The sequence below is a fragment of the Leclercia sp. UBA2479 genome (genome assembly GCF_002341985.1).
Lineage (GTDB): Bacteria > Pseudomonadota > Gammaproteobacteria > Enterobacterales > Enterobacteriaceae > Enterobacter > Enterobacter pneumoniae.
In genome coordinates, this window is sequence record NZ_DDPB01000009.1 from 647,720 (window position 1) to 669,707 (window position 21,988).

The 21,988-nt window shown below is 55.3% G+C and carries 22 protein-coding genes; 12 read left to right on the plus strand and 10 right to left on the minus strand.

The genetic code is table 11. From position 1 onward, the window contains the following. The first annotated feature begins 64 nt into the window (after window positions 1-64). Both nhaB and dsbB read left to right on the plus strand, forming a co-directional pair. Window positions 65-1,603: a sodium/proton antiporter NhaB gene (gene nhaB, locus B3B59_RS12750; protein ID WP_286809179.1), complete on the plus strand. Its 1,539-nt coding sequence runs from the start codon at window positions 65-67 to the stop codon at window positions 1,601-1,603. A gap of 144 nt (window positions 1,604-1,747) precedes the next feature. After that, the gene (gene dsbB, locus B3B59_RS12755; protein WP_040075202.1) at window positions 1,748-2,278 is read left to right on the plus strand and encodes a disulfide bond formation protein DsbB; all 531 of its coding nucleotides are present in this window, start codon (window positions 1,748-1,750) and stop codon (window positions 2,276-2,278) included. Window positions 2,279-2,321: 43 nt separating this feature from the next. Here dsbB and B3B59_RS12760 read toward each other — a convergent pair whose 3' ends face one another. The 3 genes from B3B59_RS12760 to B3B59_RS12770 form a co-directional block, all read right to left on the minus strand. Beyond that, window positions 2,322-2,762, minus strand: a complete 441-nt coding sequence (locus tag B3B59_RS12760; RefSeq protein WP_040075201.1) for a YcgN family cysteine cluster protein — start codon at window positions 2,760-2,762, stop codon at window positions 2,322-2,324. Window positions 2,763-2,856: 94 nt separating this feature from the next. Then, window positions 2,857-3,516 carry a fumarylacetoacetate hydrolase family protein gene (locus B3B59_RS12765; RefSeq protein WP_046885141.1) on the minus strand — a complete coding sequence of 220 codons (660 nt, stop codon included), beginning with the start codon at window positions 3,514-3,516 and terminating at the stop codon, window positions 2,857-2,859. 46 nt (window positions 3,517-3,562) lie between these two features. Beyond that, complete coding sequence (locus B3B59_RS12770) at window positions 3,563-3,838, minus strand: YcgL domain-containing protein (RefSeq protein WP_040075199.1); 276 nt, start codon at window positions 3,836-3,838, stop codon at window positions 3,563-3,565. A 124-nt stretch (window positions 3,839-3,962) separates the two neighbouring features. Between B3B59_RS12770 and minC the strand changes: the two genes are divergently transcribed. From minC to minE, 3 genes are read left to right on the plus strand one after another with little or no spacing between them, the layout of a single operon-like run. After that, complete coding sequence (gene minC / locus B3B59_RS12775; protein ID WP_286809180.1) at window positions 3,963-4,670, plus strand: septum site-determining protein MinC; 708 nt, start codon at window positions 3,963-3,965, stop codon at window positions 4,668-4,670. Between the two features lie 23 nt (window positions 4,671-4,693). Continuing rightward, complete coding sequence (gene minD / locus B3B59_RS12780) at window positions 4,694-5,506, plus strand: septum site-determining protein MinD (protein ID WP_040075197.1); 813 nt, start codon at window positions 4,694-4,696, stop codon at window positions 5,504-5,506. Window positions 5,507-5,509: 3 nt separating this feature from the next. Beyond that, window positions 5,510-5,779 carry a cell division topological specificity factor MinE gene (gene minE / locus B3B59_RS12785; RefSeq protein WP_040075196.1) on the plus strand — a complete coding sequence of 90 codons (270 nt, stop codon included), beginning with the start codon at window positions 5,510-5,512 and terminating at the stop codon, window positions 5,777-5,779. A gap of 42 nt (window positions 5,780-5,821) precedes the next feature. Here minE and rnd read toward each other — a convergent pair whose 3' ends face one another. From rnd to B3B59_RS12810, 5 genes are all read right to left on the minus strand, one after another. Then, window positions 5,822-6,949 (minus strand): ribonuclease D, encoded by a 1,128-nt coding sequence (gene rnd / locus B3B59_RS12790; RefSeq protein WP_286809181.1) that lies wholly within the window; start codon window positions 6,947-6,949, stop codon window positions 5,822-5,824. Window positions 6,950-7,023: 74 nt separating this feature from the next. Then, complete coding sequence (gene fadD / locus B3B59_RS12795; RefSeq protein WP_286809182.1) at window positions 7,024-8,709, minus strand: long-chain-fatty-acid--CoA ligase FadD; 1,686 nt, start codon at window positions 8,707-8,709, stop codon at window positions 7,024-7,026. A gap of 203 nt (window positions 8,710-8,912) precedes the next feature. Continuing rightward, window positions 8,913-9,497, minus strand: coding sequence for a Slp family lipoprotein (locus B3B59_RS12800; RefSeq protein ID WP_286809183.1), 585 nt, complete (start codon window positions 9,495-9,497; stop codon window positions 8,913-8,915). A gap of 37 nt (window positions 9,498-9,534) precedes the next feature. Beyond that, on the minus strand, window positions 9,535-10,230 hold the full coding sequence (gene tsaB / locus B3B59_RS12805) for a tRNA (adenosine(37)-N6)-threonylcarbamoyltransferase complex dimerization subunit type 1 TsaB (RefSeq protein ID WP_212475639.1): 696 nt from the start codon (window positions 10,228-10,230) through the stop codon (window positions 9,535-9,537). 66 nt (window positions 10,231-10,296) lie between these two features. Continuing rightward, entirely contained in the window at window positions 10,297-12,207 is a 1,911-nt protein-coding gene (locus tag B3B59_RS12810) for an ATP-dependent DNA helicase (protein WP_286809184.1), read from the minus strand. Between the two features lie 126 nt (window positions 12,208-12,333). Between B3B59_RS12810 and B3B59_RS12815 the strand changes: the two genes are divergently transcribed. After that, window positions 12,334-12,678 (plus strand): RidA family protein, encoded by a 345-nt coding sequence (locus B3B59_RS12815; RefSeq protein WP_040075190.1) that lies wholly within the window; start codon window positions 12,334-12,336, stop codon window positions 12,676-12,678. Between the two features lie 8 nt (window positions 12,679-12,686). On the opposite strand, the gene B3B59_RS12820 is transcribed toward B3B59_RS12815, so the two are convergent. After that, window positions 12,687-12,869 carry a YoaH family protein gene (locus B3B59_RS12820; RefSeq protein ID WP_040075189.1) on the minus strand — a complete coding sequence of 61 codons (183 nt, stop codon included), beginning with the start codon at window positions 12,867-12,869 and terminating at the stop codon, window positions 12,687-12,689. Between the two features lie 61 nt (window positions 12,870-12,930). Here B3B59_RS12820 and pabB point away from each other — a divergent pair, with 61 nt between their 5' ends. The 4 genes from pabB to B3B59_RS12840 all read left to right on the plus strand — a co-directional run bounded on the left by pabB (window position 12,931) and on the right by B3B59_RS12840 (window position 18,152). Further along, on the plus strand, window positions 12,931-14,292 hold the full coding sequence (gene pabB, locus B3B59_RS12825) for an aminodeoxychorismate synthase component 1 (RefSeq protein WP_286809186.1): 1,362 nt from the start codon (window positions 12,931-12,933) through the stop codon (window positions 14,290-14,292). A 3-nt stretch (window positions 14,293-14,295) separates the two neighbouring features. Next, window positions 14,296-14,874, plus strand: a complete 579-nt coding sequence (locus B3B59_RS12830) for a CoA pyrophosphatase (protein WP_040075186.1) — start codon at window positions 14,296-14,298, stop codon at window positions 14,872-14,874. 183 nt (window positions 14,875-15,057) lie between these two features. Next, entirely contained in the window at window positions 15,058-16,422 is a 1,365-nt protein-coding gene (gene sdaA / locus B3B59_RS12835; protein WP_040075185.1) for an L-serine ammonia-lyase, read from the plus strand. Window positions 16,423-16,553: 131 nt separating this feature from the next. Next, window positions 16,554-18,152 carry an EAL domain-containing protein gene (locus B3B59_RS12840; protein WP_286809190.1) on the plus strand — a complete coding sequence of 533 codons (1,599 nt, stop codon included), beginning with the start codon at window positions 16,554-16,556 and terminating at the stop codon, window positions 18,150-18,152. Here the strand turns inward: B3B59_RS12840 and yoaE are convergent, their stop codons facing one another. Next, window positions 18,153-19,712 carry a CNNM family cation transport protein YoaE gene (gene yoaE / locus B3B59_RS12845; RefSeq protein ID WP_040075182.1) on the minus strand — a complete coding sequence of 520 codons (1,560 nt, stop codon included), beginning with the start codon at window positions 19,710-19,712 and terminating at the stop codon, window positions 18,153-18,155. A gap of 463 nt (window positions 19,713-20,175) precedes the next feature. Between yoaE and manX the strand changes: the two genes are divergently transcribed. Beyond that, window positions 20,176-21,138, plus strand: coding sequence for a PTS mannose transporter subunit IIAB (gene manX, locus B3B59_RS12850; protein ID WP_040075180.1), 963 nt, complete (start codon window positions 20,176-20,178; stop codon window positions 21,136-21,138). 47 nt (window positions 21,139-21,185) lie between these two features. Next, window positions 21,186-21,986: a PTS mannose transporter subunit IIC gene (gene manY, locus B3B59_RS12855; RefSeq protein WP_040075179.1), complete on the plus strand. Its 801-nt coding sequence runs from the start codon at window positions 21,186-21,188 to the stop codon at window positions 21,984-21,986. The last annotated feature ends 2 nt before the right edge of the window (window positions 21,987-21,988 follow it).

Below are 21,988 nucleotides of genomic sequence, written 5' to 3' on the forward strand. Positions count from 1 at the left end.
CCCCCTGTGCAGCTCAGTTGCGTATACTTAAATTGTAATTATGTGATGGGCAAGGAAATCTGCTGTGGAAATCTCTTATGGGCGCGCTTTTTGGCGCAATTTTTTAGGTCAGTCGCCGGACTGGTACAAACTGACTCTTCTCGCGTTTTTGATTATCAACCCGGTGATCTTTTTCATTCATCCCTTCACCGCGGGCTGGCTGCTGGTGGCGGAGTTTATTTTCACCCTGGCGATGGCGCTAAAATGTTATCCGCTGTTGCCCGGCGGGCTGTTGGCCTTCGAGGCGATCGTGATCGGCATGACCAGCGCGGACCACGTGAAAACAGAGCTGGCGAATAATCTGGAAGTCTTGCTGCTGCTGATGTTTATGGTGGCAGGGATCTTCTTTATGAAGCAGTTGCTGCTGTTTATCTTCACGCGCCTGCTGCTGAGCATTCCGTCAAAGACCCTGCTCTCCCTTGCTTTCTGCTGCGCAGCTGCATTCCTGTCGGCGTTTTTGGATGCGCTGACGGTAGTAGCGGTGGTCATCAGCGTCGCCGTGGGCTTTTACGATATTTATCACCGGTTCGCCTCCTCGCGCCCGGCAGAGACGCTACAGGATGACAGCCATGTCGATGCCCAACAGCGCGATGTGCTGGAGCAGTTTCGCGCCTTTTTACGCAGCCTGATGATGCACGCCGGGGTGGGTACCGCGCTGGGTGGCGTCATGACCATGGTCGGCGAGCCGCAGAACCTGATTATCGCTAAAGCGGTGGGCTGGGGCTTTGGTGACTTCTTCCTGCGCATTGCACCCGTTAGCTTGCCAGTTCTGGTGTGCGGGCTCTTCACTTGCTGGCTGGTGGAAAAGAGAAAATGGTTTGGCTACGGGACTGAACTGCCTGCCCCGGTACGCCAGGTGCTGCAGGATTATGATGCGAAAAGCCGCAGCCAGCGGACTCGTCAGCAGACGCTTAACCTGATTGTCCAGGGGGTCATTGGCGTCTGGCTGATCATTGCCCTGGCGTTTCATCTTGCTGAGGTAGGCCTGATTGGCCTGTCGGTGATTATTCTCGCCACCTCGCTCACCGGCGTGACCGACGAACACGCCATCGGCAAGGCGTTTACCGAGGCGCTGCCTTTTACCGCTCTGCTGGCGGTCTTTTTTGCGGTGGTGGCGGTCATTGTTGATCAGCAACTGTTTGCGCCTATTATCCACTTTGTTCTGCAGGCCGAGCCGGACGCGCAGCTCACGCTGTTTTATCTCTTTAACGGCCTGCTGTCGTCGATTTCGGATAACGTCTTTGTAGGCTCGGTCTATATTAACGAAGCCAAAGCGGCGCTGGAGAGCGGAGCCATTGATCGCCAGCAGTTCGAGATGCTGGCGGTGGCGATCAACACCGGGACTAACCTCCCCTCGGTTGCCACTCCAAACGGCCAGGCCGCCTTCCTCTTCCTGCTCACCTCTGCGCTGGCCCCACTCATCAGGCTCTCTTATGGCCGCATGGTATGGATGGCGTTACCCTACACGGTGGTCTTAACGCTGGTTGGTTTGTTGTGCGTCAAAATTATGTTGATTCCTCTTACCCACTGGATGATCGGGGCGGGTATACTGGCCGCGCAATAAGTCAGTCAAACCGGGCAGTCAGATGCCCGGTTTGACTTTCCGCATGATAAATATCCGATTACGTTTTATTTTTCGCTGAGCAGGTGGCGTGTGAAATGAATTCGTTTACACTGCGCTTTCTAAGCATGTCCCAGGGAAATGATTATGTTGAGATTTTTGAACCAGTGCTCGCGCGGTCGCGGAGCGTGGTTATTGATGGCGCTGACCGCCTTTGCGCTGGAAATGGTCGCGCTGTGGTTCCAGCATGTGATGCTGCTGCAACCCTGCGTGATGTGTATCTATGAGCGTTGTGCACTATTTGGCATTATGGGTGCCGGTCTGGTCGGCGCTATCGCGCCGAAGACGCCGTTACGCTACGCGGCTATCGCCATCTGGTTATACAGCGCCTGGCAAGGCGTTGAGCTGGCCTGGCAGCACACCATGATCCAGCTGCACCCCTCGCCGTTTATGACCTGCGATTTTGCCGCTCGCTTCCCAGGCTGGCTGCCGCTGGATAAATGGCTGCCGCAGGTGTTTGTGGCATCGGGCGACTGCTCTGTGCGTCAGTGGGAGTTTCTGTCACTGGAGATGCCGCAGTGGCTGGTTGGTATTTTTGCGGCTTACTTCATCGTGGCGCTGCTGGTACTGATTGCGCAACCCTTCAAACCGAAAAAACGCGATCTGTTTGGTCGGTAATGAATGCGAATAAAAAAACCCGCCTCGGCGGGTTTTTTTATGCTTAACGATTGGGATGATTCAAAATGTGGTCTTCCCAGTCGCGCACCTCAGACTCTTTCACCGCAATATGGCGTACCGAAATACGCTCGCCGTGCATCGCCGCTTTCGAACCGGTCAATAACGGGTGCCACGTCGGTAACCCCTTCCCTTCCGCCAGCAGACGATAGGCGCAGGTATGGGGCAACCACTCGAAGGTTGGCAGGTTATCCCGGGTCAATTTTATGCAGTCCGGCTCAAGTTCGAAGCGACGCTCATAATTACGACACTGACAGGTTTTAATATTGAGTTGGTTGCAGGCGACGTTAGTGAAATAGATCTCATCAGAGTCTTCATCCATCAGCTTATGCAGGCAGCACTGCCCGCAGCCATCGCACAACGATTCCCACTCCGCGTCGGTCATTTCGTCGAGAGTTTTGCTTTGCCAGAAAGGGATTTCGCTCATAAGGATGTCCACACGTCAAAAAGAAAGCGCACCTTATAACCAGTCTGGCACGGGGATGCAAGTTTTGCCGCCCATTAGCGGCGGCAAGCTGTGCTTACAGCACGCGGGTTTTCAGCGACTGGCCGTTAAAAGCCACTTCCAGTTCATCCCCGCTATTCAACGGCCCAACCCCATCCGGGGTGCCCGTCAGGATCACATCACCCGGTTTCAGGGTGAAGAAACGGCTCATATAGGCAATAAGCGGGACGATTTTATGGATCATGTCTGCCGTGGTGCCTTCCTGACGCACTTCGCCGTTCACCTTGAGGCTGAGCGGGGTATTTTGTGGATCGTCAGGAAATTCAGAAACAGGCACAAATCCGGAGATCGGGCAGGAATTATCAAAACCTTTGGCTTTTTCCCACGGCTGACCGGCTTTTTTCATTTTGCCCTGTAGGTCGCGCAGCGTCAGATCCAGCGCCACACCATAACCCGCAATCGCCTTCTGGACATGCTCTTCCGAGGCCTGACGAAGCGTTGCGCCAATCAGTACCGCCAGCTCAACTTCATGATGAACTGATCCCAGCCCCTGCGGGAGGGCCAGCGGCTGGCGAATATCGCAAAGCGCTGTTTCAGGTTTAATAAACAGCACGGGTTCGTCCGGAACCGCGCTACCCATTTCCTGAATATGCTTCGCATAATTACTGCCTACGCAAACTACTTTACTTACAGGATAATCGAGTAATGCCCCTTGCCAGTTATGATGCTGATACATAATCGTCCCCTAAAAGGTTAATGTGACGCTGACAGATAATTCTGAACTACTTTTTTCCCTGCTCCGCAAGATGCTGTTTAAGTAAATTCTCCGGAGGAGGAGGAAGCTGTAAATAATAGCCTTGCTCGGCCAGTGCGGTTTTTACTTTTTCGAGGTCGGCATTGATCAATTTTTTACGGCCATCCAGCGGCAGAAGCATCGCCAGCTGGCGTGGACCAAACTGCTTCAGTAATTCTTCAGGCACGCGGGAAAAATCGTCTTTTTTTTCGACATACAGATAAGCCTGGTCGCGTTTGGTACTTCTATAGATCACACAAAACATACTTTTACTCTGAATTAATGGGTGGTTGCTTGCCTCAATATAATAGTGACTATAACATGCCTGATACTCTTCGGAATATCGCGTCGGATACGTCGCGGTTCAAAGCAAATTGAGTAAGGCCAGGATGTCAAACACGCCCATCGAGCTTAAAGGCAGTAGCTTCACCTTATCAGTGGTTCATTTGCATGATGCAAAACCCGAGGTTATTCGTCAGGCGTTAGAAGACAAAATCGCTCAGGCGCCCGCATTTCTAAAACATGCTCCCGTGGTCATTAATGTTAGCGACCTTGACGCACCGATCAACTGGCAGCGCCTGCAGCAGGCGGTGACCTCTACCGGACTACGGATCGTGGGCATTAGCGGCTGCAAAGATGCCGAACTGAAAGCTGAAATCGATCGGGCTGGCCTGCCGCTGTTGAATGAAGGCAAAGAAAAAGCCCCACGCGCCACCCCCACCGAGGCCGCTCCGCCTGCCCCGCCGGTTGAAATTGATAGCACAGTCACAAAAACGCGATTGATTGATCTGCCGGTTCGTTCCGGTCAGCGCATTTATGCGCCAAACTGTGACTTAATTGTGACCAACCACGTTAGCGCGGGCGCGGAACTGATCGCGGATGGCAATATTCATATTTATGGCAGCATGCGTGGACGCGCGCTGGCCGGCGCCAGTGGCGATCGCGACGCGCAAATTTTTTGTACCCACCTGTCGGCGGAGCTGGTTTCCATCGCAGGGGTTTACTGGCTGAGCGATAAAATCCCGGCCGAATTTTATGGCAAAGCGGCGCGTCTGCAACTGGCAGATAACGCTTTGACTGTTCAACCGTTGAATTGATCCCTTTTTAACAAGGAATTTCTATGGCACGCATTATTGTTGTTACTTCGGGTAAAGGAGGCGTTGGCAAGACCACCTCCAGCGCGGCCATCGCTACTGGTTTGGCCCAGAAGGGAAAGAAAACCGTCGTTATCGATTTTGATATCGGCCTGCGTAACCTCGACCTGATCATGGGCTGCGAGCGTCGCGTGGTGTACGACTTCGTTAACGTTATTCAGGGCGATGCCACCCTAAACCAGGCGCTGATCAAAGATAAGCGCACGGAAAACCTTTATATCCTCCCCGCGTCTCAGACGCGCGACAAAGACGCGCTGACGCGTGAAGGCGTGGAGAAAGTGCTGGATGAGCTGAAAAAGATGGAGTTTGACTTCATTGTTTGCGACTCGCCAGCAGGGATTGAAACCGGTGCATTGATGGCGCTCTACTTTGCTGATGAAGCCATCATTACCACCAACCCTGAAGTCTCGTCTGTTCGTGACTCCGATCGTATCCTGGGTATCCTGGCGTCCAAATCACGTCGTGCGGAAAATGGACAGGATCCAATCAAAGAACACCTGCTGCTCACCCGCTACAACCCGGGCCGGGTCAACAAAGGTGACATGCTGAGCATGGAAGACGTGCTCGAAATTCTGCGCATTAAACTGGTGGGCGTTATCCCGGAAGATCAGTCCGTGCTGCGCGCGTCAAACCAGGGTGAACCTGTTATTCTCGACGCCACCGCCGACGCGGGTAAAGCTTATGCTGATACCGTAGACCGTCTGCTTGGTGAAGAACGTCCTTTCCGCTTCATTGAAGAAGAGAAGAAAGGTTTCCTCAAACGCCTGTTCGGAGGATAAGTTATGGCATTACTGGACTTTTTTCTCTCGCGGAAAAAAAGCACCGCCAACATCGCGAAAGAGCGACTGCAAATTATTGTGGCGGAACGACGCCGCAGCGACGCTGAGCCGCACTACCTGCCTCAGCTGCGTAAAGACATTCTGGAAGTGATTTGTAAATACGTGCAGATTGACCCGGAAATGGTCTCTGTACAGCTGGAGCAACGGGACGGGGATATCTCGATTCTGGAGCTCAACGTCACCCTACCAGAAGCGGAAGAGTCACGTTCATAGTGACGTATAGCGCCGGGCAGCGCGCTGCCCGGCCTACCCTTCTTACAGCGGATAGTTTTTCAGCAGTGCGTTCAGGCGTTCAGCCATCAACTCCCCGCGCCAGCCTGCCATCAGCTCCGGCAACCCGTTCTGCGGTTTTAACTGCCAGTGCCAGTTGAGCAACTGATTGATTTGACGACGTGACGCCAGCAGCTCTGCGCTGAGTTTGCTCTCTGTCGCCACCTCCTGGACCAGCGCCTTGATCTCTTTAAACGCTTTACGGTAGCCAGGCATGTCCATAAGATTCAACAGCGATTCCGGCAGTTCGTCTTCCGGGATCTCCTGCGCTTTGGCCACCAGCGCCAGTAACGTTTTGCCGTGGAAACGGATCTCGCTACCGGAGAGGCCAATGCTGTCCAGCTCACCCATGCTGCCCGGCATAAAGCGCGCCACGCCCCAGAGATGTTCTTCCCGCACCACAAAATTCACCGCCATGTCGCGGTCGCGGGCTTTACGCAGACGCCATTCCGCCAGCAACTGCAGACAAGCCAGCTGGCGCGTACGCAGCTGTGAAGCGTTATTGATGTCGCGCCAGGCGTCTTTCGGGTCGACGGTCTCCTGACGACGCTGCTGCGTCATCCGGCACTCGTCCAGCGCGGCTGGCAGCCAGCCAGAGGCTTCGGCCTCTTTCATCAGCTGTCCGGCAATGGGCAGCAGATAGAAAACGTCGGCGGCGGCGTAATCAAGCTGGCGCTCGGTAAGCGGACGCGCCAGCCAGTCGGTACGGGATTCGCTCTTATCGATAGCCAGTCCGGTGTACTCTTCGACCATCGCGGCAAAGCCCCAGGAGAGCGGACGACCGGAGAAGGCGGCCAGAATCTGAGTGTCGATAAGCGGTTGCGGCATAATGCCGAAGGTATTCAGGAAGACTTCCAGATCTTCACTCCCGGCATGCAGATATTTGGTCACAGCGGTGTTCAGCATCAGCTCGCGCAGCGGCGCCCAGTCGGTGATGCCGAGCGGGTCAATTAAGGCCAGCCGTTTGCCATCATACATCTGGATCAGGCCCAGCTGTGGATAGTAGGTGCGGGTACGAACAAACTCGGTATCCAGGGCGATAGCGGGTGCATCACGCGTGACATCGCACAGGGAGGCCAGCTCGTCGTTGGTGGTGATCATCTGGTAATTCAAAACAAGTTCTCTTTGGTTTGCGCCCATAAAAAAACGCCGGCTTAGCCAGCGTTTTGGGGTGACTCACACGAAGCTCAGGCCTTATTGTCGCTTTTGGCGCGCGCTTCGTCACGTAATTCTCGTCGTAATATCTTGCCGACGTTGGATTTTGGCAGTTCATCACGAAACTCAACCAGTTTCGGGACTTTATACCCGGTAAGCTGGCGTCGGCAGAAGGTAATCAGCGCCTCTTCGGTCAGCGACGGATCCTTTTTCACCACGAAAATCTTCACCGTTTCGCCGCTTGTACCGGCCGGTACGCCGACAGCGGCCACCTCCTGCACCCCGTTGTGCTGCATAACCACTTCTTCGATTTCGTTGGGATAGACGTTGAATCCGGAGACCAGAATCATATCTTTCTTACGATCGACAATACGCAGGAAACCCTCGTCATCCATCACGGCGATATCACCGGTATGAAGCCAGCCGTCTTTGATGATCTCATCGGTGGCGTCCGGACGCTGCCAGTAACCCAGCATGACCTGAGGCCCTTTCACGCACAGCTCGCCGGGCTCGCCTGGCGCCACTTCATTATCGTTATCATCCACCAGTTTGGCTTCCGTCGAGGGCACCGGCAGGCCAATGCTGCCGCTGTGATAGTCAATATCGTGCGGGTTGACGCTGACCAGCGGCGAGCACTCGGTGAGCCCGTAGCCTTCAAGCAGATATTGGCCGGTCAGTTTCACCCAACGTTCGGCAACCGCCTGCTGCACCGGCATACCGCCACCGGCAGAGAGGTGCAGGGTTGAGAAATCGAGTTGCTGGAACTCTTTGTTGTTCAACAGCGCATTAAACAGGGTGTTAACCCCGGTCATGGCGGTGAAGGGGTATTTCGCCAGCTCCTTCACCAGGCCCGGGATATCGCGCGGGTTGGTGATAAGCACGTTTTGTCCGCCCAGTTCGATAAAGAGCAGGCAGTTCATGGTTAGTGCAAAGATGTGATACAGCGGAAGCGCGGTGATCACCAGCTCTTTGCCACGATGGAGCAGCGGGCCGTAGGTGGCGTTTACCTGCTCGAGGTTGGCCAGCATATTTCGATGGGTCAGCATCGCCCCTTTCGCTACGCCGGTGGTGCCGCCGGTATATTGCAGAAACGCCAAATCTTCCGGGACGATTTCGGGTTTAACATACTGCATGCGGTAGCCCGTCTGCAGGGCCCGGCGGAAGGAGATAGCATCTGGCAGGTGATATTTGGGTACCAGCCGCTTAACGTATTTGACGACGAAGTTCACCAGCGTACCCTTCGCGGTGGAGAGCTGATCGCCCATCCGTGTCAGGATCACGTGTTTGACCTGAGTTTTATCCACCACTTTTTCCAGCGTGTGGGCAAAGTTAGAGACGATAACAATCGCCGCCGCACCGCTGTCATTTAGCTGGTGCTCCAGCTCACGTGGGGTATAGAGCGGGTTGACGTTAACTACGATCATGCCTGCGCGCAAAATGCCAAACAGCGCGACCGGGTATTGCAGCAGGTTTGGCATCATCAATGCCACCCGATCCCCTTTTTGTAACCCTAAGCCTTGCTGGAGATAGGCGGCAAAAGCCCGGCTGCGCTCTTCCAGTTTGCGGAAGGTCATGACCTCGCCCATGTTCATGAACGCGGGCTGGTCGGCATAGCGTGCCACCGAATGTTCAAACAGTTCAACCAGGGATTGATAGCGGTCAGGATTGATCTCCGCAGGAACATCCGCGGGATAACGGTTTAGCCAAACCTTATTCAATGAATCACCTCTGAAATGAGTATTTGTCGTCATCACAACCCCGGTTAAATACAAAGTGTTAACATTATATTAACTCAGCGTACCAGTTTATTAATTGTCCGCTTTTCGGGTTGCGAAGCACGTCACTATTTATTTTTGTTATATCCGTATAAAACGAGAAACAGCGGCGAGGCCGCTGTTTCTTTTTCAATAATAACAGTAAGTTACTCTGTCACTACGTTCTGAACGCGAGCTGGACCGGGGTTATACCAGCCCCAGCCACCGTAGCCGCCATAACGGTACGGATGGGGTCCCCAGTACCAGGGATCGATAGGCTGCGGCGGCATCATGACCTGTTGCGTAACATGCCAGCGTTTGTAGCCGTTGGCCTGCATGGTCATAAATTTATAGGGGGTGCTGCCCACCTTGCCTTCCGCCGTACCGGTGATAGGACCCACGACGGTGACCAGTTGCCCACGGAAATCAACCGGGTCGAGGAACCCGTTCACGTCCGCATAGATACGGCCACGTGACGCTTCGCCCAGGATCGGACGCGCGCCACTATCGAGTGCGACCGTGGCAATCTCCAGCCGGGTTTTACCCTGCTGGTTGTACACCTCGACCACCTTACCGCCAAAACGCGCTTCCTGGCCGACGTAAAGTTGAGGTGCGTTCATCACCCGGACCAGATCTTGCTGCGGCGTCGGGCTGCTGCCTTTGATGGCGTCCGGTACCGATACGCATCCACTCAATGCCAGCGCCACCGCGCCGGCCGCCAGAAGGCGTACTACATAATTATGAACCGCCATGATGCGACCCCTTTTTCTCAGTTCCTGATACTGAGATTCACTCGCGGCCTGGAAGTTTCTTCCATGCAACCTCGTTTCGTAAATAAACTGGTTCGGCCTTCTCAACCGCCACCGTTTTGCCTGCTGCCAGCAGCTGGCAGGCGATGGGGAGCATGTCTTCGGCTTCAGGCAGCAACATCTCGCCCTCTTCCAGCGTTACGCCACTCTCCTGCGCCATATCCGGCCAGGCTTTCCAGCCCGTACCCACCGTAGCCCAGACGCCGGAAAGCTGCTTCAACCGTTCGCTGACGGCTTCCGGCTTGAGTACCGCTTCACTCTCTTCACCGTGCCAGACGCCCTGTTCATCACGGGTGTACTCCGCCCAATAAACTTCACCCATGCGGGCATCAATGGCGGCCAGCACGCGGGTGGCGCCGGTTTTACGCCAGGCGCCCTGCGCCATGGTTGCCAGGGTAGAGACGCCAATCATTGGCAGCCCGGCGCCGAGCGCCAGCCCTTGCGCAATACCGATGCCAATACGCACGCCGGTAAAGCTCCCCGGGCCGCGGCCAAAGGCCAGTGCGTCGAGGTCGGTTAAAGTGGTGTCGCCCTGAGTCAGGATCATCTTTACCAGCGGTAAAATGCGCTGGGTGTGTTCTCGTGGGCACTCTTCGAAATGAGCAGAGATGGCACCGTCATTCCACAGGGCAACAGAACAGGCCTCTGTGGCGGTATCAATAGCCAGAATTCGCATCAGTTGTCGCGCTCTCGCAGTGGGTCAATACAAAATGGCGCGCATCTTAGCACACTCCAGGGCAAATTACTCCGCCGATGGCGCGGCCAGGAAACGCACTGCTCGATTGATGTCCCGCGTGCGCGGCGCGGGTGGCAGACTGGCAATAAAGGTTGCGCCGTAAGGACGCATCACCAACCGGTTGTCGCATATCACCAGCACGCCCCGGTCGTCTATATCGCGGATAAGACGCCCTACCCCCTGTTTAAGGGTGATCACCGCGTCCGGTAGCTGCACATCGTCAAAGGGATCGCCTCCGCGCAGGCGGCAATCCTCCATACGGGCCTTCAGCAACGGATCGTCCGGCGAGGTAAAGGGCAGCTTATCGATAATGACCAGAGAAAGCGCATCGCCGCGGACATCCACCCCTTCCCAGAAGCTGCTGGTTGCCACCAGCAGGGCATTGCCGTGGCTAACAAACTGCTGCAACAGTTGACCTTTGCTGGTCTCACCCTGTAGCAGCACCGGCAGGGTCATGGTAGCGCGGAACTGCTCTGCCAGGTCGCGCATCATGGCGTGAGAGGTGCAGAGCATAAAGCAGCGCCCGTTGTTCGCCTCGATCATCGGTTTAAGCATCGCCGCCAGGTGGCGCGCTGCGCCGGGCTGATTCGGCAGCGGTAAATTGCGTGGCACGCAGAGCAACGCTTGGGTCGCGTAATCAAACGGGCTGGGTAGCAGCAGCGACTCCGCCTCGTTAATCCCCAGTCGTTCGGTGAAGTGGTGCAGGTCATCATTTACCGAGAGGGTCGCGGAGGTGAAAATCCAGCTCCCCGGTTTGTCGGCCATGACTTCTTTGAATTTGTCCGCCACGGTAAGCGGCGTAAGGGCCAGGGTGAAATGGCGTGAGTTACATTCGTACCAGTAGCTATATCCTGGTTGGTTGATCTCTTTCAGGCGCTTAAGACGGGCACGGTAGAGGGTGGCGCGTTCAAAGGCGGCGTCCAGTAATGCGGAGCGGCCCAGAGATAATTTCGCCACGTCATAGCAGAGCGCCAGCGCATCATCCAGCAGCAGGAGCGCGCGCTGAATAGTATTGTCTGCCAGAAGTTCACGCAGATTGCCGCGAAAGCCCGGATCGCCCAGCTGCATGCGGAAATCCTGTGTACTCTGCGCCAGACGGTCCGCGCATTTTTGTAACTGCTGGGTATCCTTCAGTTCGGTGCGGTAAGCGATAGTGAAATCTTTGGCCAGATCCAGCAGCTGACGGCTGGAGAGGGACTGGCCGAAATATTGACTGGCAATATCCGGCAGCTGATGGGCCTCATCGAAGATCATCACGTCAGCCTCGGGGATCAGTTCACCAAAGCCGCTCTCTTTCACCACCATATCGGCCAGAAAGAGGTGATGGTTGACCACCACGACGTCAGCGTCCATCGCCGTCTTACGCGCTTTCACCACGAAGCAGTCTTTATAGAGCGGGCAGTCGCTACCGAGGCAGTTATCGTTGGTGCTGGTGACCAGCGGCCAGGCGGCAGAATCTTCGGCCACGCTGGCGCAGGTGCTGATATCGCCATCCTGGGTCTGGTTGGCCCAGGCGCGAAGGATGATGACATCGCTCAGCGTTTGTACCGGCAGATCGCCCCCCGCCAGCGCTTGTTGCTCCAGACGTTCGAGGCAGAGGTAGTTTGAGCGCCCCTTCAGTAATGCCAGCCGGCCTTTATATTTGAGAGCCTTGGCCACGGTGGGCAGATCGCGACTGTAAAGCTGATCCTGAAGCGCTTTCGAACCGGTCGAGATAATGACCTTTTTCTTCGCCCGTAGCGCAGGCGCCAGATAGGCGTAGGTTTTCCCGGTCCCGGTCCCCGCTTCCACGACCAGCGGCTGCCCGTTATCGATCGCGCGCGCGACGGCATGCGCCATCTGGCGCTGGGGCTCACGCGGTTTAAAGCCAGGAATTGCTTTTGCTAACTGCCCGTCTGCTGCGAAATCGTCTGCCACTCTGCCCCCTGTAATTTTGCACAGGGGATTATGTCAGGCTGCCGGGCCTTGCGCCAGTCGATAGTGACGGCGGCGAGACAATATGGCAGTCTTGCCCGGCAATGAAAAAATAACGAGGAGACGTTTATGACAATTGTGCGCATTGATGCCGAAGCCCGCTGGTCTGATGTGGTGATCCACAACCAGACCCTCTACTACACCGGGGTACCGGAGAATCTGGATGCCGACGCCTTTGAGCAGACGGCCAACACCCTGGCACAGATTGACGCTATCCTGCAAAAACAGGGCAGCGATAAATCGAAGATCCTGGATGCGACCATTTTTCTGGCGAATAAAGATGATTTTGCGGCCATGAACAAGGCCTGGGATGCGTGGGTAGTCGCGGGCCACGCGCCGGTACGCTGCACCGTACAGGCCACGCTAATGAAACCGCAATATAAGGTTGAGATTAAGATTATCGCCGCGGTATAACGCGCCGGTTATTCTTCTTCATCATCCTCAAAACGCGCCACGATCCGCTCGCCGGTATGGGTGGCGCGAAGTTCTTCTGCCACCTGCGCAATGGCCTGGCCGCTGCTCATCCCTTCGGACATTAACGTCTGAATGCGTTCAACTGCTTTCTGCTGCTGCTCGTGGCTCAGTGAAGGTAAACCTGCAAACATCATTAACTCCTGCTAGATTATCAGCGCTAATTATTTCACGCTGCCCGGTTGTTTGCTATAGATGAACTCGTTATCCCCCACCGTTATTTCGTTACCCTGGCGTCCAGACGCCGCTGAAGCATGGTTTGCGCCGCTGAGCCATCAACCCTGGGCGATGCTGCTGCATTCCGGCCACGCTGACCATCCCTATAGCCGGTTTGATATTCTGGTGGCCGATCCCGTCGCCACGCTGGTTACCGAGGGTGAGCTTACCCGAATAACGCGGGAGACGGTGTTCGAATCGTCTGGCTGCCCATTGAGCTTGCTGCAGCAGACGCTGGACGACCTGGGCCTGCCTGCGGATGCGCACCCCGATCTGCCTTTTCAGGGCGGCGCGCTGGGGCTCTTTGGCTACGATCTGGGTCGTCGCTTTGAAACACTGCCGCAGCAGGCAGTTGACGACATCAGCCTGCCGGATATGGCGGTGGGGCTGTACGACTGGGCGGTCATTGTTGATCACCATAAACAGGCCGTATCGCTGGTCTGCCATGGCGATGCGAAGGCGCGACTGGCGTGGCTGGAAGCACAGCGTCCCCCGACCAGGCAAACCCCGTTTCGCCTCACCTCTGACTGGCGCGCAAACATGACCGCGCTGGAGTATGACGCAAAATTCCGCCAGGTGCAGGCTTATCTGCACAGTGGCGATTGCTATCAGGTGAATCTTGCCCAGCGTTTTCAGGCTCACTATCAGGGTGATGAGTGGCAGGCATTTACTCGCCTGAATGCGCAGAACCGCGCCCCCTTCAGCGCCTTTATGCGCCTTGAACAGGGGGCGATTCTGAGCCTGTCACCTGAGCGCTTTATTCATCTGGCCGAGGGCGAAATTCAGACCCGCCCCATTAAAGGCACGCTACCGCGTCTTACCGATCCCGACGACGATCGCCAGCAGGCGGAAAAACTGGCCGCCTCCCCGAAAGATCGCGCCGAAAATCTGATGATCGTAGATTTGATGCGTAATGATATCGGGCGCGTGGCCGAACCCGGCAGCGTGCGGGTGCCCGAACTGTTCGTGGTGGAGCCTTTCCCGGCGGTTCACCATTTAGTGAGTACGATTACCGCGCGCCTGCCCGCATCGCGCAGCGCCTGCGATCTGCTGCGGGCGGCATTTCCAGGGGGGTCGATTACCGGTGCGCCAAAGGTGCGGGCAATGGCAATTATCGACGAACTGGAACCCCAGCGCCGTAACGCCTGGTGCGGCAGCATCGGCTATATCAGCCTCTGCGGTACCATGGATACCAGCATTACCATCCGCACCCTGACCGCCTTTGACGGGCAGCTATACTGCTCTGCAGGCGGCGGTATCGTGGCTGACAGTGAGTCGGCGGCGGAGTATCAGGAAACCTTTGATAAAGTGAACCGTATACTGCAACAACTGGAGAGTTAAAGCGTGGAGACCCGCAATCTGACCCTGGATGATTTTTTATCGCGTTTTCAGTTATTACGGCCGCAGGTCAATAGCGCCTCGCTTAATCAGCGCCAGGCCGCGGTGCTGATCCCGGTGGTACGTCGCGACGAACCCGGACTGTTGCTCACTCAACGCTCCCCGCTGATGCGTAAACATGCCGGTCAGGTTGCCTTCCCCGGTGGCGCGGTAGACAGCAGTGATGCTTCGCTGATTGCCGCCGCGTTGCGCGAAGCGCAGGAAGAGGTGGCGATTCCGCCCGAGGTTGTGGAAGTGATTGGCGTGCTCCCGCCTGTCGACAGCGTGACCGGGTTTCAGGTTACGCCGGTGGTGGGGTTGATTCCGCCAAATCTGCACTATCACGCCAGTGAAGATGAAGTGGCGGCGGTATTTGAAATGCCACTGGCGGAGGCCCTGCGTCTGGGTCGTTATCACCCCCTCGATATTCATCGTCGCGGCCACCATCATCGGGTCTGGTTATCCTGGTACCAGCATTATTTTGTCTGGGGCATGACGGCAGGCATTATTCGTGAACTGGCGCTGCAAATTGGCCTGAAGCCTTGACTATACTTTACATTCCCGACTTTTTACTGCGTTTGCGATCGCTCTCTCGCTATTAGTAAAACCGCCGTTAGCCATTAGTTTAATTCATGTGAATAGTTGAGCTGACGATCAGGTTCCCTCTTACACTATGCGCAGTTATAACATCGTTACTGGAAACCCGGTAACCCTGTCAGGAGTGTTAAAGTGATTAGTATATTCGACATGTTCAAAGTGGGTATTGGCCCCTCCTCTTCCCACACTGTCGGCCCTATGAAGGCCGGTAAACAGTTCGTCGATGACCTGGTCGAAAAAGGATTACTGGAAAGCGTTACCCGTGTTGCCGTAGATGTCTATGGCTCGCTCTCTTTAACGGGTAAAGGCCACCACACCGATATCGCCATCATAATGGGTCTGGCCGGAAATATGCCGGATACCGTTGATATTGACGCCATTCCGGCGTTTATTCGCGACGTTGAAACGCGCGGCCGCCTGCTGCTGGCTAACGGCCAGCACGAAGTCGATTTCCCGCAGGATGACGGCATGCGTTTTCGCAGCGACAACCTCTCACTGCACGAAAACGGTATGCAGATCCACGCCTTTAACGGCGATAAAGTGATTTACAGCAAAACCTATTACTCCATCGGCGGTGGTTTCATCGTTGATGAAGAGCATTTCGGTAAAGATACGGCCGGTGATGTCAATGTCCCCTATCCGTTTAAATCCGCCCAGGAGATGCTGAACTACTGCAAAGAGACCGGCCTGTCGCTTTCCGGCATGGTGATGCAGAACGAACTGGCGCTGCACAGTAAGAAAGAGATCGAAGAGTACTTTGCGAACGTGTGGCAGACCATGCGTGCCTGTATCGATCGCGGTATCAATACTGAAGGCGTATTGCCTGGCCCACTGCGCGTGCCGCGTCGTGCCTCGGCGCTGCGTCGCATGCTGGTGACCACCGACAAATACTCCAATGACCCGATGAACGTGGTGGACTGGGTAAACATGTTTGCCCTGGCGGTCAACGAAGAGAACGCAGCCGGTGGCCGCGTTGTGACGGCCCCAACTAACGGCGCCTGCGGGATCGTGCCGGCGGTACTGGCTTATTACGATCACTTTATCGAATCCGTGAGCCCGGACATCTACATTCGTTACTTCCTGGCCGCGGGTGCGGTGGGCGCGCTCTATAAGATGAACGCCTCCATTTCCGGCGCGGAAGTAGGTTGTCAGGGTGAAGTGGGCGTGGCCTGCTCGATGGCTGCTGCCGGTCTGGCTGAGCTGCTGGGCGCCAGTCCGGAACAAGTTTGCGTTGCTGCAGAGATTGGCATGGAGCATAACCTCGGTCTGACCTGTGACCCGGTCGCCGGTCAGGTACAGGTACCGTGCATTGAGCGTAACGCCATTGCGTCGGTCAAAGCGATCAATGCCTCACGCATGGCGATGCGTCGTACCAGCGAGCCGCGCGTTTCACTGGATAAGGTTATCGAAACCATGTATGAAACCGGGAAAGATATGAACGCGAAATATCGCGAAACTTCCCGCGGTGGCCTGGCTATTAAGGTGCAGTGCGACTAATACTCCCTTTCGCCCATCTGCAACGGATGGGCGAAATTTCTCCCCTCGTCTCGTCTCCTTAATATTTCCCCACTACACTTGCTGTATTGCCTGCGGCATTGGGTGCCCCTGGCTTACCGGATGACCCCTGCATGCAAACTGCGCAAAGGATAATCACCCATTATCGTCGAAAACGCCTCGCGGTTTGCGTGGTGGTTGCGGTTCTCACCCTGATTACGACCCTTGGCATCCGCTTTATTTCACAACGTAATCTCAACCAGCACCTTACTGTTGCCTTTGTCACCCACGCCGTCGAGGCGCTGGATAAAATTTTGCTGCCGTTGCAAGCCAGCCGTGAAACGCTGCTGCCGCTGGTAGGACGACCATGCCTTTCTACCCACTTGCTGTTGCGCCGACATGCCGCCACCCTGCAGACGGTGCGCACGATCGGGCTGGTTAAAGACGGGATCCTTTACTGCTCCAGTATTTTTGGTCAACGCGATGTGCCTGTTCGCCAACTCCAACCTGCGCTTCCCTTCCCGGAACCTTTACTGGTGCTGTCGACGGATCGGTCACTGCTGCATGGTAGCCCCATTCTGATCCAGTGGTATCCGCTGCCTGGTAACAGCCAGAACGGGGTCATGGAGGGGGTCAATATCGATCTGATTGCCCGCATGATCCTCGAACCGCAAGCCCCCCTGATTAACGAAGTTACCCTGAGCGTAGGCAATAAACACCTGCGTTACGGATCGAATGTCTCTGATACCCTGACACACAATGCTGGCGACAAAATTTATCGCCAGCCGTCGGGTAATTTCCCCTTTACCATCACCGTCAGCGGCCCGGGCCCTACGGCGTTAGCGTTAAAGGATCTTCCTGGCCAGTTGCCACTGGCTCTGCTGTTAAGCCTGCTACTGGGCTATATCGCCTGGCTGGCCACCGCAAACAGGATGAGCTTTACCTGGGAGATAAATCTCGGCCTTGCCGCCCGCGAATTTGAGCTGTTCTGCCAGCCGCTGATGAACGCGCGTAATCAGGAGTGCGTCGGCGTGGAGATCCTGCTGCGCTGGAACAATCCGCGCCAGGGGTGGATCTCCCCTGACGTGTTTATCCCCCTGGCTGAGGAACATAATTTGATTATTCCCCTCACCCGCTATGTCATCACGGAAACCGTACGCCAGCTGACGGTATTCCCGGCAGATCCTGGCTTCCATATCGGAATCAATGTTGCCGCCAGCCATTTCCGCCATGGCGTGCTGCTGCGCGACCTGAACCACCACTGGTTTAACGCCCGCCCGGTACAACAGCTCATAATTGAACTGACCGAGCGCGATGCCCTGCTGGACGTGGATTGCCGCCTGGTACGGGAATTACACCGAAAAGAGGTCAAACTGGCGATTGATGATTTTGGCACCGGGAATTGCTCGCTCTCATGGCTGGAAAAGCTGCATCCGGATGTCCTGAAAATTGATAAGTCATTTACGGCTGCGATAGGGACGGACGCGGTGAACTCTACCGTGACCGATATCATTATTGCCCTTGCACAGCGGTTGAACATTGAACTGGTGGCAGAAGGGGTAGAAACCCCTGAACAAGCGCGTCATCTTCGCCAGCGCGGGGTGCACATTTTGCAGGGATATTTTTATGCGCGACCGATGCCGCTAAGAGACTTTCCGGGGTGGCTGGCGGGGAGTTCGCCCCCGCCAGCGCCGCATAACGGGCAGATCATGCCCGCGATGCCGCTACATTAATTACTCGTCTTCTTCGTGCTCTGACTGCTCTTTAACAATACGCACCAGATCCACACGGTAGTCGTTCGCCGTCACAATGGTGATCTTCAGCGGCGGCAGTTCCAGAACATCACCGGTACGCGGGATCTGACCATTAATGGCAATGACCAGACCGGCTACGGTGGCGATATCGTCATCATGGTTAGTCAGGTGCTCCAGCCCCAGCGTGTGTTGCAGCGCATGCAGGTCGGTGGCGCCTTTTACCAGCCAGCCGTCGTTATCGGCAACGATTTCCGGCGTTTCGTCGGCATCCGGGAACTCACCGGCAATCGCCTCCAGCACGTCCAGCGGCGTAACCAGCCCCTGAACCACACCAAACTCGTTGGTCACAATAACAAAGCTACCGCGAGCACGACGCAATACGCCCAGCAGGTTAATCGGGTCGAGCGTTTCCGGTACCACAATGGCCGGCGATGCGGCGGCTATAGCCTCGACATCTACACCCTCTTCCAGCGCAACCAGAAGCTCTTTAGCACGTACCACACCGATAATTTCATCCAGCTCGCCGCGACATACCGGGAACAGACTGTGTGGCGAAGAGAGCAGTTGCTGGCGGATTTCATCCATGCTCAGGCTGGCGTCAACCCAACTGATTTCACCGCGGGGCGTCATGATGCCACGCAGAGAGCGGGAGGCGAGCGACAGTACGCCGTTAATCATGTAGCGCTCTTCTTCAACAAAAGCACCTTCGGGTACCGGCACCGTCACATGGTTTTCGCTCTCCGGCTGAACCGTTGCCTGGCGACGACCGCCCATCAGACGCAAGATGGCATCCGCAGTACGCGCACGCAACGGCTGGTTAGATTGCTGACGAATGAAGTTACGTCGCGCAACCTGGTTGAAGAACTCAATGATGATCGAGAAGCCAATCGCCGCGTACAGGTAACCTTTCGGAATATGGAAGCCGAAACCTTCTGCGACCAGGCTCAAACCAATCATCAGCAGGAAGCTCAGACAGAGCACCACCACCGTCGGGTGTTCGTTGACGAATCGCGTCAGCGGTTTCGAGGCCAACAACATCACCGCCATGGCAATGACCACCGCGGCCATCATGACCGGAAGATGGTTTACCATACCCACTGCGGTAATGACCGCATCCAGGGAGAAGACCGCATCCAGCACCACAATCTGCATTACCACAACCCAGAAGCTGGCGTAGCCTTTACCATGCCCGCCATCATGCTGCCGGTTTTCAAGCCGTTCGTGTAGCTCAGTCGTGGCTTTGAAGAGAAGGAATAGTCCCCCCACTAGCATGATCAGGTCGCGTCCTGAGAAGGTAAAATCCCACACGCTGAAGAGCGGTTTGGTGAGAGTAACCATCCACGAAATAACGGAAAGCAGCGCAAGACGCATAATCAGCGCCAGCGACAGGCCAATAAGGCGTGCTTTGTCACGTTGTTTAGGCGGCAGCTTGTCCGCAAGAATGGCAATAAACACCAGGTTGTCGATGCCGAGCACAATCTCGAGCACCACCAGCGTGAGAAGCCCCACCCAGATTTGCGGGTCCATTAAGAATTCCATGACAAGCTCCTGCTGAAGGAATGACAAAACGGCGCCGCGTTAGAAACGGGCGAAGCGGTAAAAGACGATTTAAGTGTGTGGCGAGAATCGCCGGTGAGGCTGATCCAAAGGGATCGGGTAGGTGACTGACGTCGGTGACGGTCCATACAGTGGGCTATAGCCCATTACTCCTGACAATTAAACGGAAGGTAAACATATCAGAGACATGAGCTTTAAGGCAAAGATTTACTTTCCTTTGCAAACAGATGTTACCGTCTCCATTTCGCGCCGCAAATTATCCAACACGCTAAAGCTAAATTACGGATCTTCATCACATAAATTATTTTTTCACTGTCTAAAATAATTCGCTGAAGTCTGAGTTAGTTCTACTCTAACCCTTATCTGAATCGATTCGCTGTAATGAACACGATTTATGATGCCCTCGTCACACAGGTGCATAAACGATAATAAATGGAGGTAGCAAGTGACCATTGCTATTGTAATAGGCACACATGGTTGGGCTGCAGAGCAGTTACTCAAAACAGCAGAGATGTTGCTTGGCGAGCAGGAAAATGTTGGCTGGATCGATTTCGTGCCCGGCGAAAATGCCGAAACATTAATCGAGAAATACACGGCTCAACTTGAAAAGCTCGATACCCGCAGCGGCGTGCTGTTTCTCGTCGATACATGGGGTGGCAGTCCGTTTAACGCCGCCAGCCGCATTGTCGTCGATAAAGAGCACCATGAAGTCGTGGCTGGCGTTAACATTCCGATGCTGGTCGAAACGCTGATGGCGCGTGACGATAACCCGAGCTTTGACGAACTGGTAGCACTGGCGGTAGAAACCGGCCGCGAAGGCGTGAAAGCGTTGAAAGCTCAGCCAGTAGATAAACCCGCGCCGGTGGCGGCAGCGCCGAAAGCGGCAACGCCTGCCAAACCGATGGGGCCAAATGATTATATGGTTATCGGCCTTGCCCGTATCGATGACCGTTTAATTCACGGCCAGGTGGCAACGCGCTGGACCAAAGAGACCAATGTACAACGCATTATCGTCGTCAGTGATGAAGTTGCCGCAGACACCGTCCGCAAAACCCTTCTTACCCAGGTCGCTCCACCGGGCGTAACCGCTCACGTGGTGGACGTTGCCAAAATGATCCGCGTTTACAACAACCCGAAATATGCGGGTGAACGCGTCATGCTTCTGTTTACTAACCCGACAGACGTCGAGCGTCTTGTTGAAGGCGGCGTGAAAATCACCTCCGTCAACATCGGTGGTATGGCTTTCCGTCAGGGAAAAACGCAAGTCAACAACGCGATTTCAGTCGATGAAAAAGATATCGAAGCCTTCAATAAACTGAATGCACGCGGTATCGAGCTGGAAGCCCGTAAGGTTTCTACCGATCAGAGACTGAAAATGATGGATTTGATCGGCAAAGTTGGGAAATAACCCGGCGCTGATTTTTCACACAAAGCTTATGTTATAGGAGAAGTACAATGGAGATTACCACTCTTCAGATTGTGCTGGTGTTCATCGTCGCGTGTATTGCGGGTATGGAATCCGTACTTGATGAATTTCAGTTTCACCGTCCGTTGGTCGCCTGTACCTTAATTGGTGCCGTTCTTGGCGATATGAAAACCGGTATTATCATCGGTGGTACCCTGGAAATGATCGCCCTGGGCTGGATGAACATCGGTGCGGCCGTTGCCCCGGATGCGGCCCTCGCCTCCATCATCTCTACCGTTCTGGTTATTGCCGGGCACCAAAGTATCGGCGCCGGTATCGCGCTGGCTATTCCACTGGCCGCGGCAGGCCAGGTTCTGACCATCATTGTTCGTACTATCACCGTTGCCTTCCAGCACGCTGCCGATAAGGCGGCCGATAACGGCAACCTGACGGCACTCTCCTGGATCCACGTTTCATCCCTGTTCCTGCAGGCGATGCGTATCGCAATCCCGGCGGTTATCGTTGCTATCTCCGTCGGTACCAGCGAAGTGCAGAGCATGCTGAACGCCATACCAGAAGTGGTAACCGGGGGTCTGAACATCGCCGGTGGCATGATCGTTGTGGTCGGTTATGCGATGGTTATCAACATGATGCGTGCAGGCTACCTGATGCCGTTCTTCTACCTCGGCTTCGTGACCGCGGCGTTTACTAACTTCAACCTGGTTGCTCTGGGTGTGATTGGCGCCGTCATGGCGATTCTCTACATTCAGTTGAGCCCGAAATACAACCGCGTAGCGGGTGCGCCAGCGCAGGCGGCTGGTACTAACGATCTCGATAACGAACTGGACTAACA

Bases quoted from the DNA above. Each gene is read 5' to 3' on its own strand.
- dsbB (WP_040075202.1), top strand. From the start codon at position 1,748: ATGTTGAGATTTTTGAACCAGTGCTCGCGCGGTCGCGGAGCGTGGTTA.
- B3B59_RS12760 (WP_040075201.1), bottom strand. From the start codon at position 2,762: ATGAGCGAAATCCCTTTCTGGCAAAGCAAAACTCTCGACGAAATGACC.
- B3B59_RS12765 (WP_046885141.1), bottom strand. From the start codon at position 3,516: ATGTATCAGCATCATAACTGGCAAGGGGCATTACTCGATTATCCTGTA.
- B3B59_RS12770 (WP_040075199.1), bottom strand. From the start codon at position 3,838: ATGTTTTGTGTGATCTATAGAAGTACCAAACGCGACCAGGCTTATCTG.
- minC (WP_286809180.1), top strand. From the start codon at position 3,963: ATGTCAAACACGCCCATCGAGCTTAAAGGCAGTAGCTTCACCTTATCA.
- minD (WP_040075197.1), top strand. From the start codon at position 4,694: ATGGCACGCATTATTGTTGTTACTTCGGGTAAAGGAGGCGTTGGCAAG.
- minE (WP_040075196.1), top strand. From the start codon at position 5,510: ATGGCATTACTGGACTTTTTTCTCTCGCGGAAAAAAAGCACCGCCAAC.
- B3B59_RS12800 (WP_286809183.1), bottom strand. From the start codon at position 9,497: ATGGCGGTTCATAATTATGTAGTACGCCTTCTGGCGGCCGGCGCGGTG.
- tsaB (WP_212475639.1), bottom strand. From the start codon at position 10,230: ATGCGAATTCTGGCTATTGATACCGCCACAGAGGCCTGTTCTGTTGCC.
- B3B59_RS12815 (WP_040075190.1), top strand. From the start codon at position 12,334: ATGACAATTGTGCGCATTGATGCCGAAGCCCGCTGGTCTGATGTGGTG.
- B3B59_RS12820 (WP_040075189.1), bottom strand. From the start codon at position 12,869: ATGTTTGCAGGTTTACCTTCACTGAGCCACGAGCAGCAGCAGAAAGCA.
- pabB (WP_286809186.1), top strand. From the start codon at position 12,931: ATGAACTCGTTATCCCCCACCGTTATTTCGTTACCCTGGCGTCCAGAC.
- B3B59_RS12840 (WP_286809190.1), top strand. From the start codon at position 16,554: ATGCAAACTGCGCAAAGGATAATCACCCATTATCGTCGAAAACGCCTC.
- yoaE (WP_040075182.1), bottom strand. From the start codon at position 19,712: ATGGAATTCTTAATGGACCCGCAAATCTGGGTGGGGCTTCTCACGCTG.
- manY (WP_040075179.1), top strand. From the start codon at position 21,186: ATGGAGATTACCACTCTTCAGATTGTGCTGGTGTTCATCGTCGCGTGT.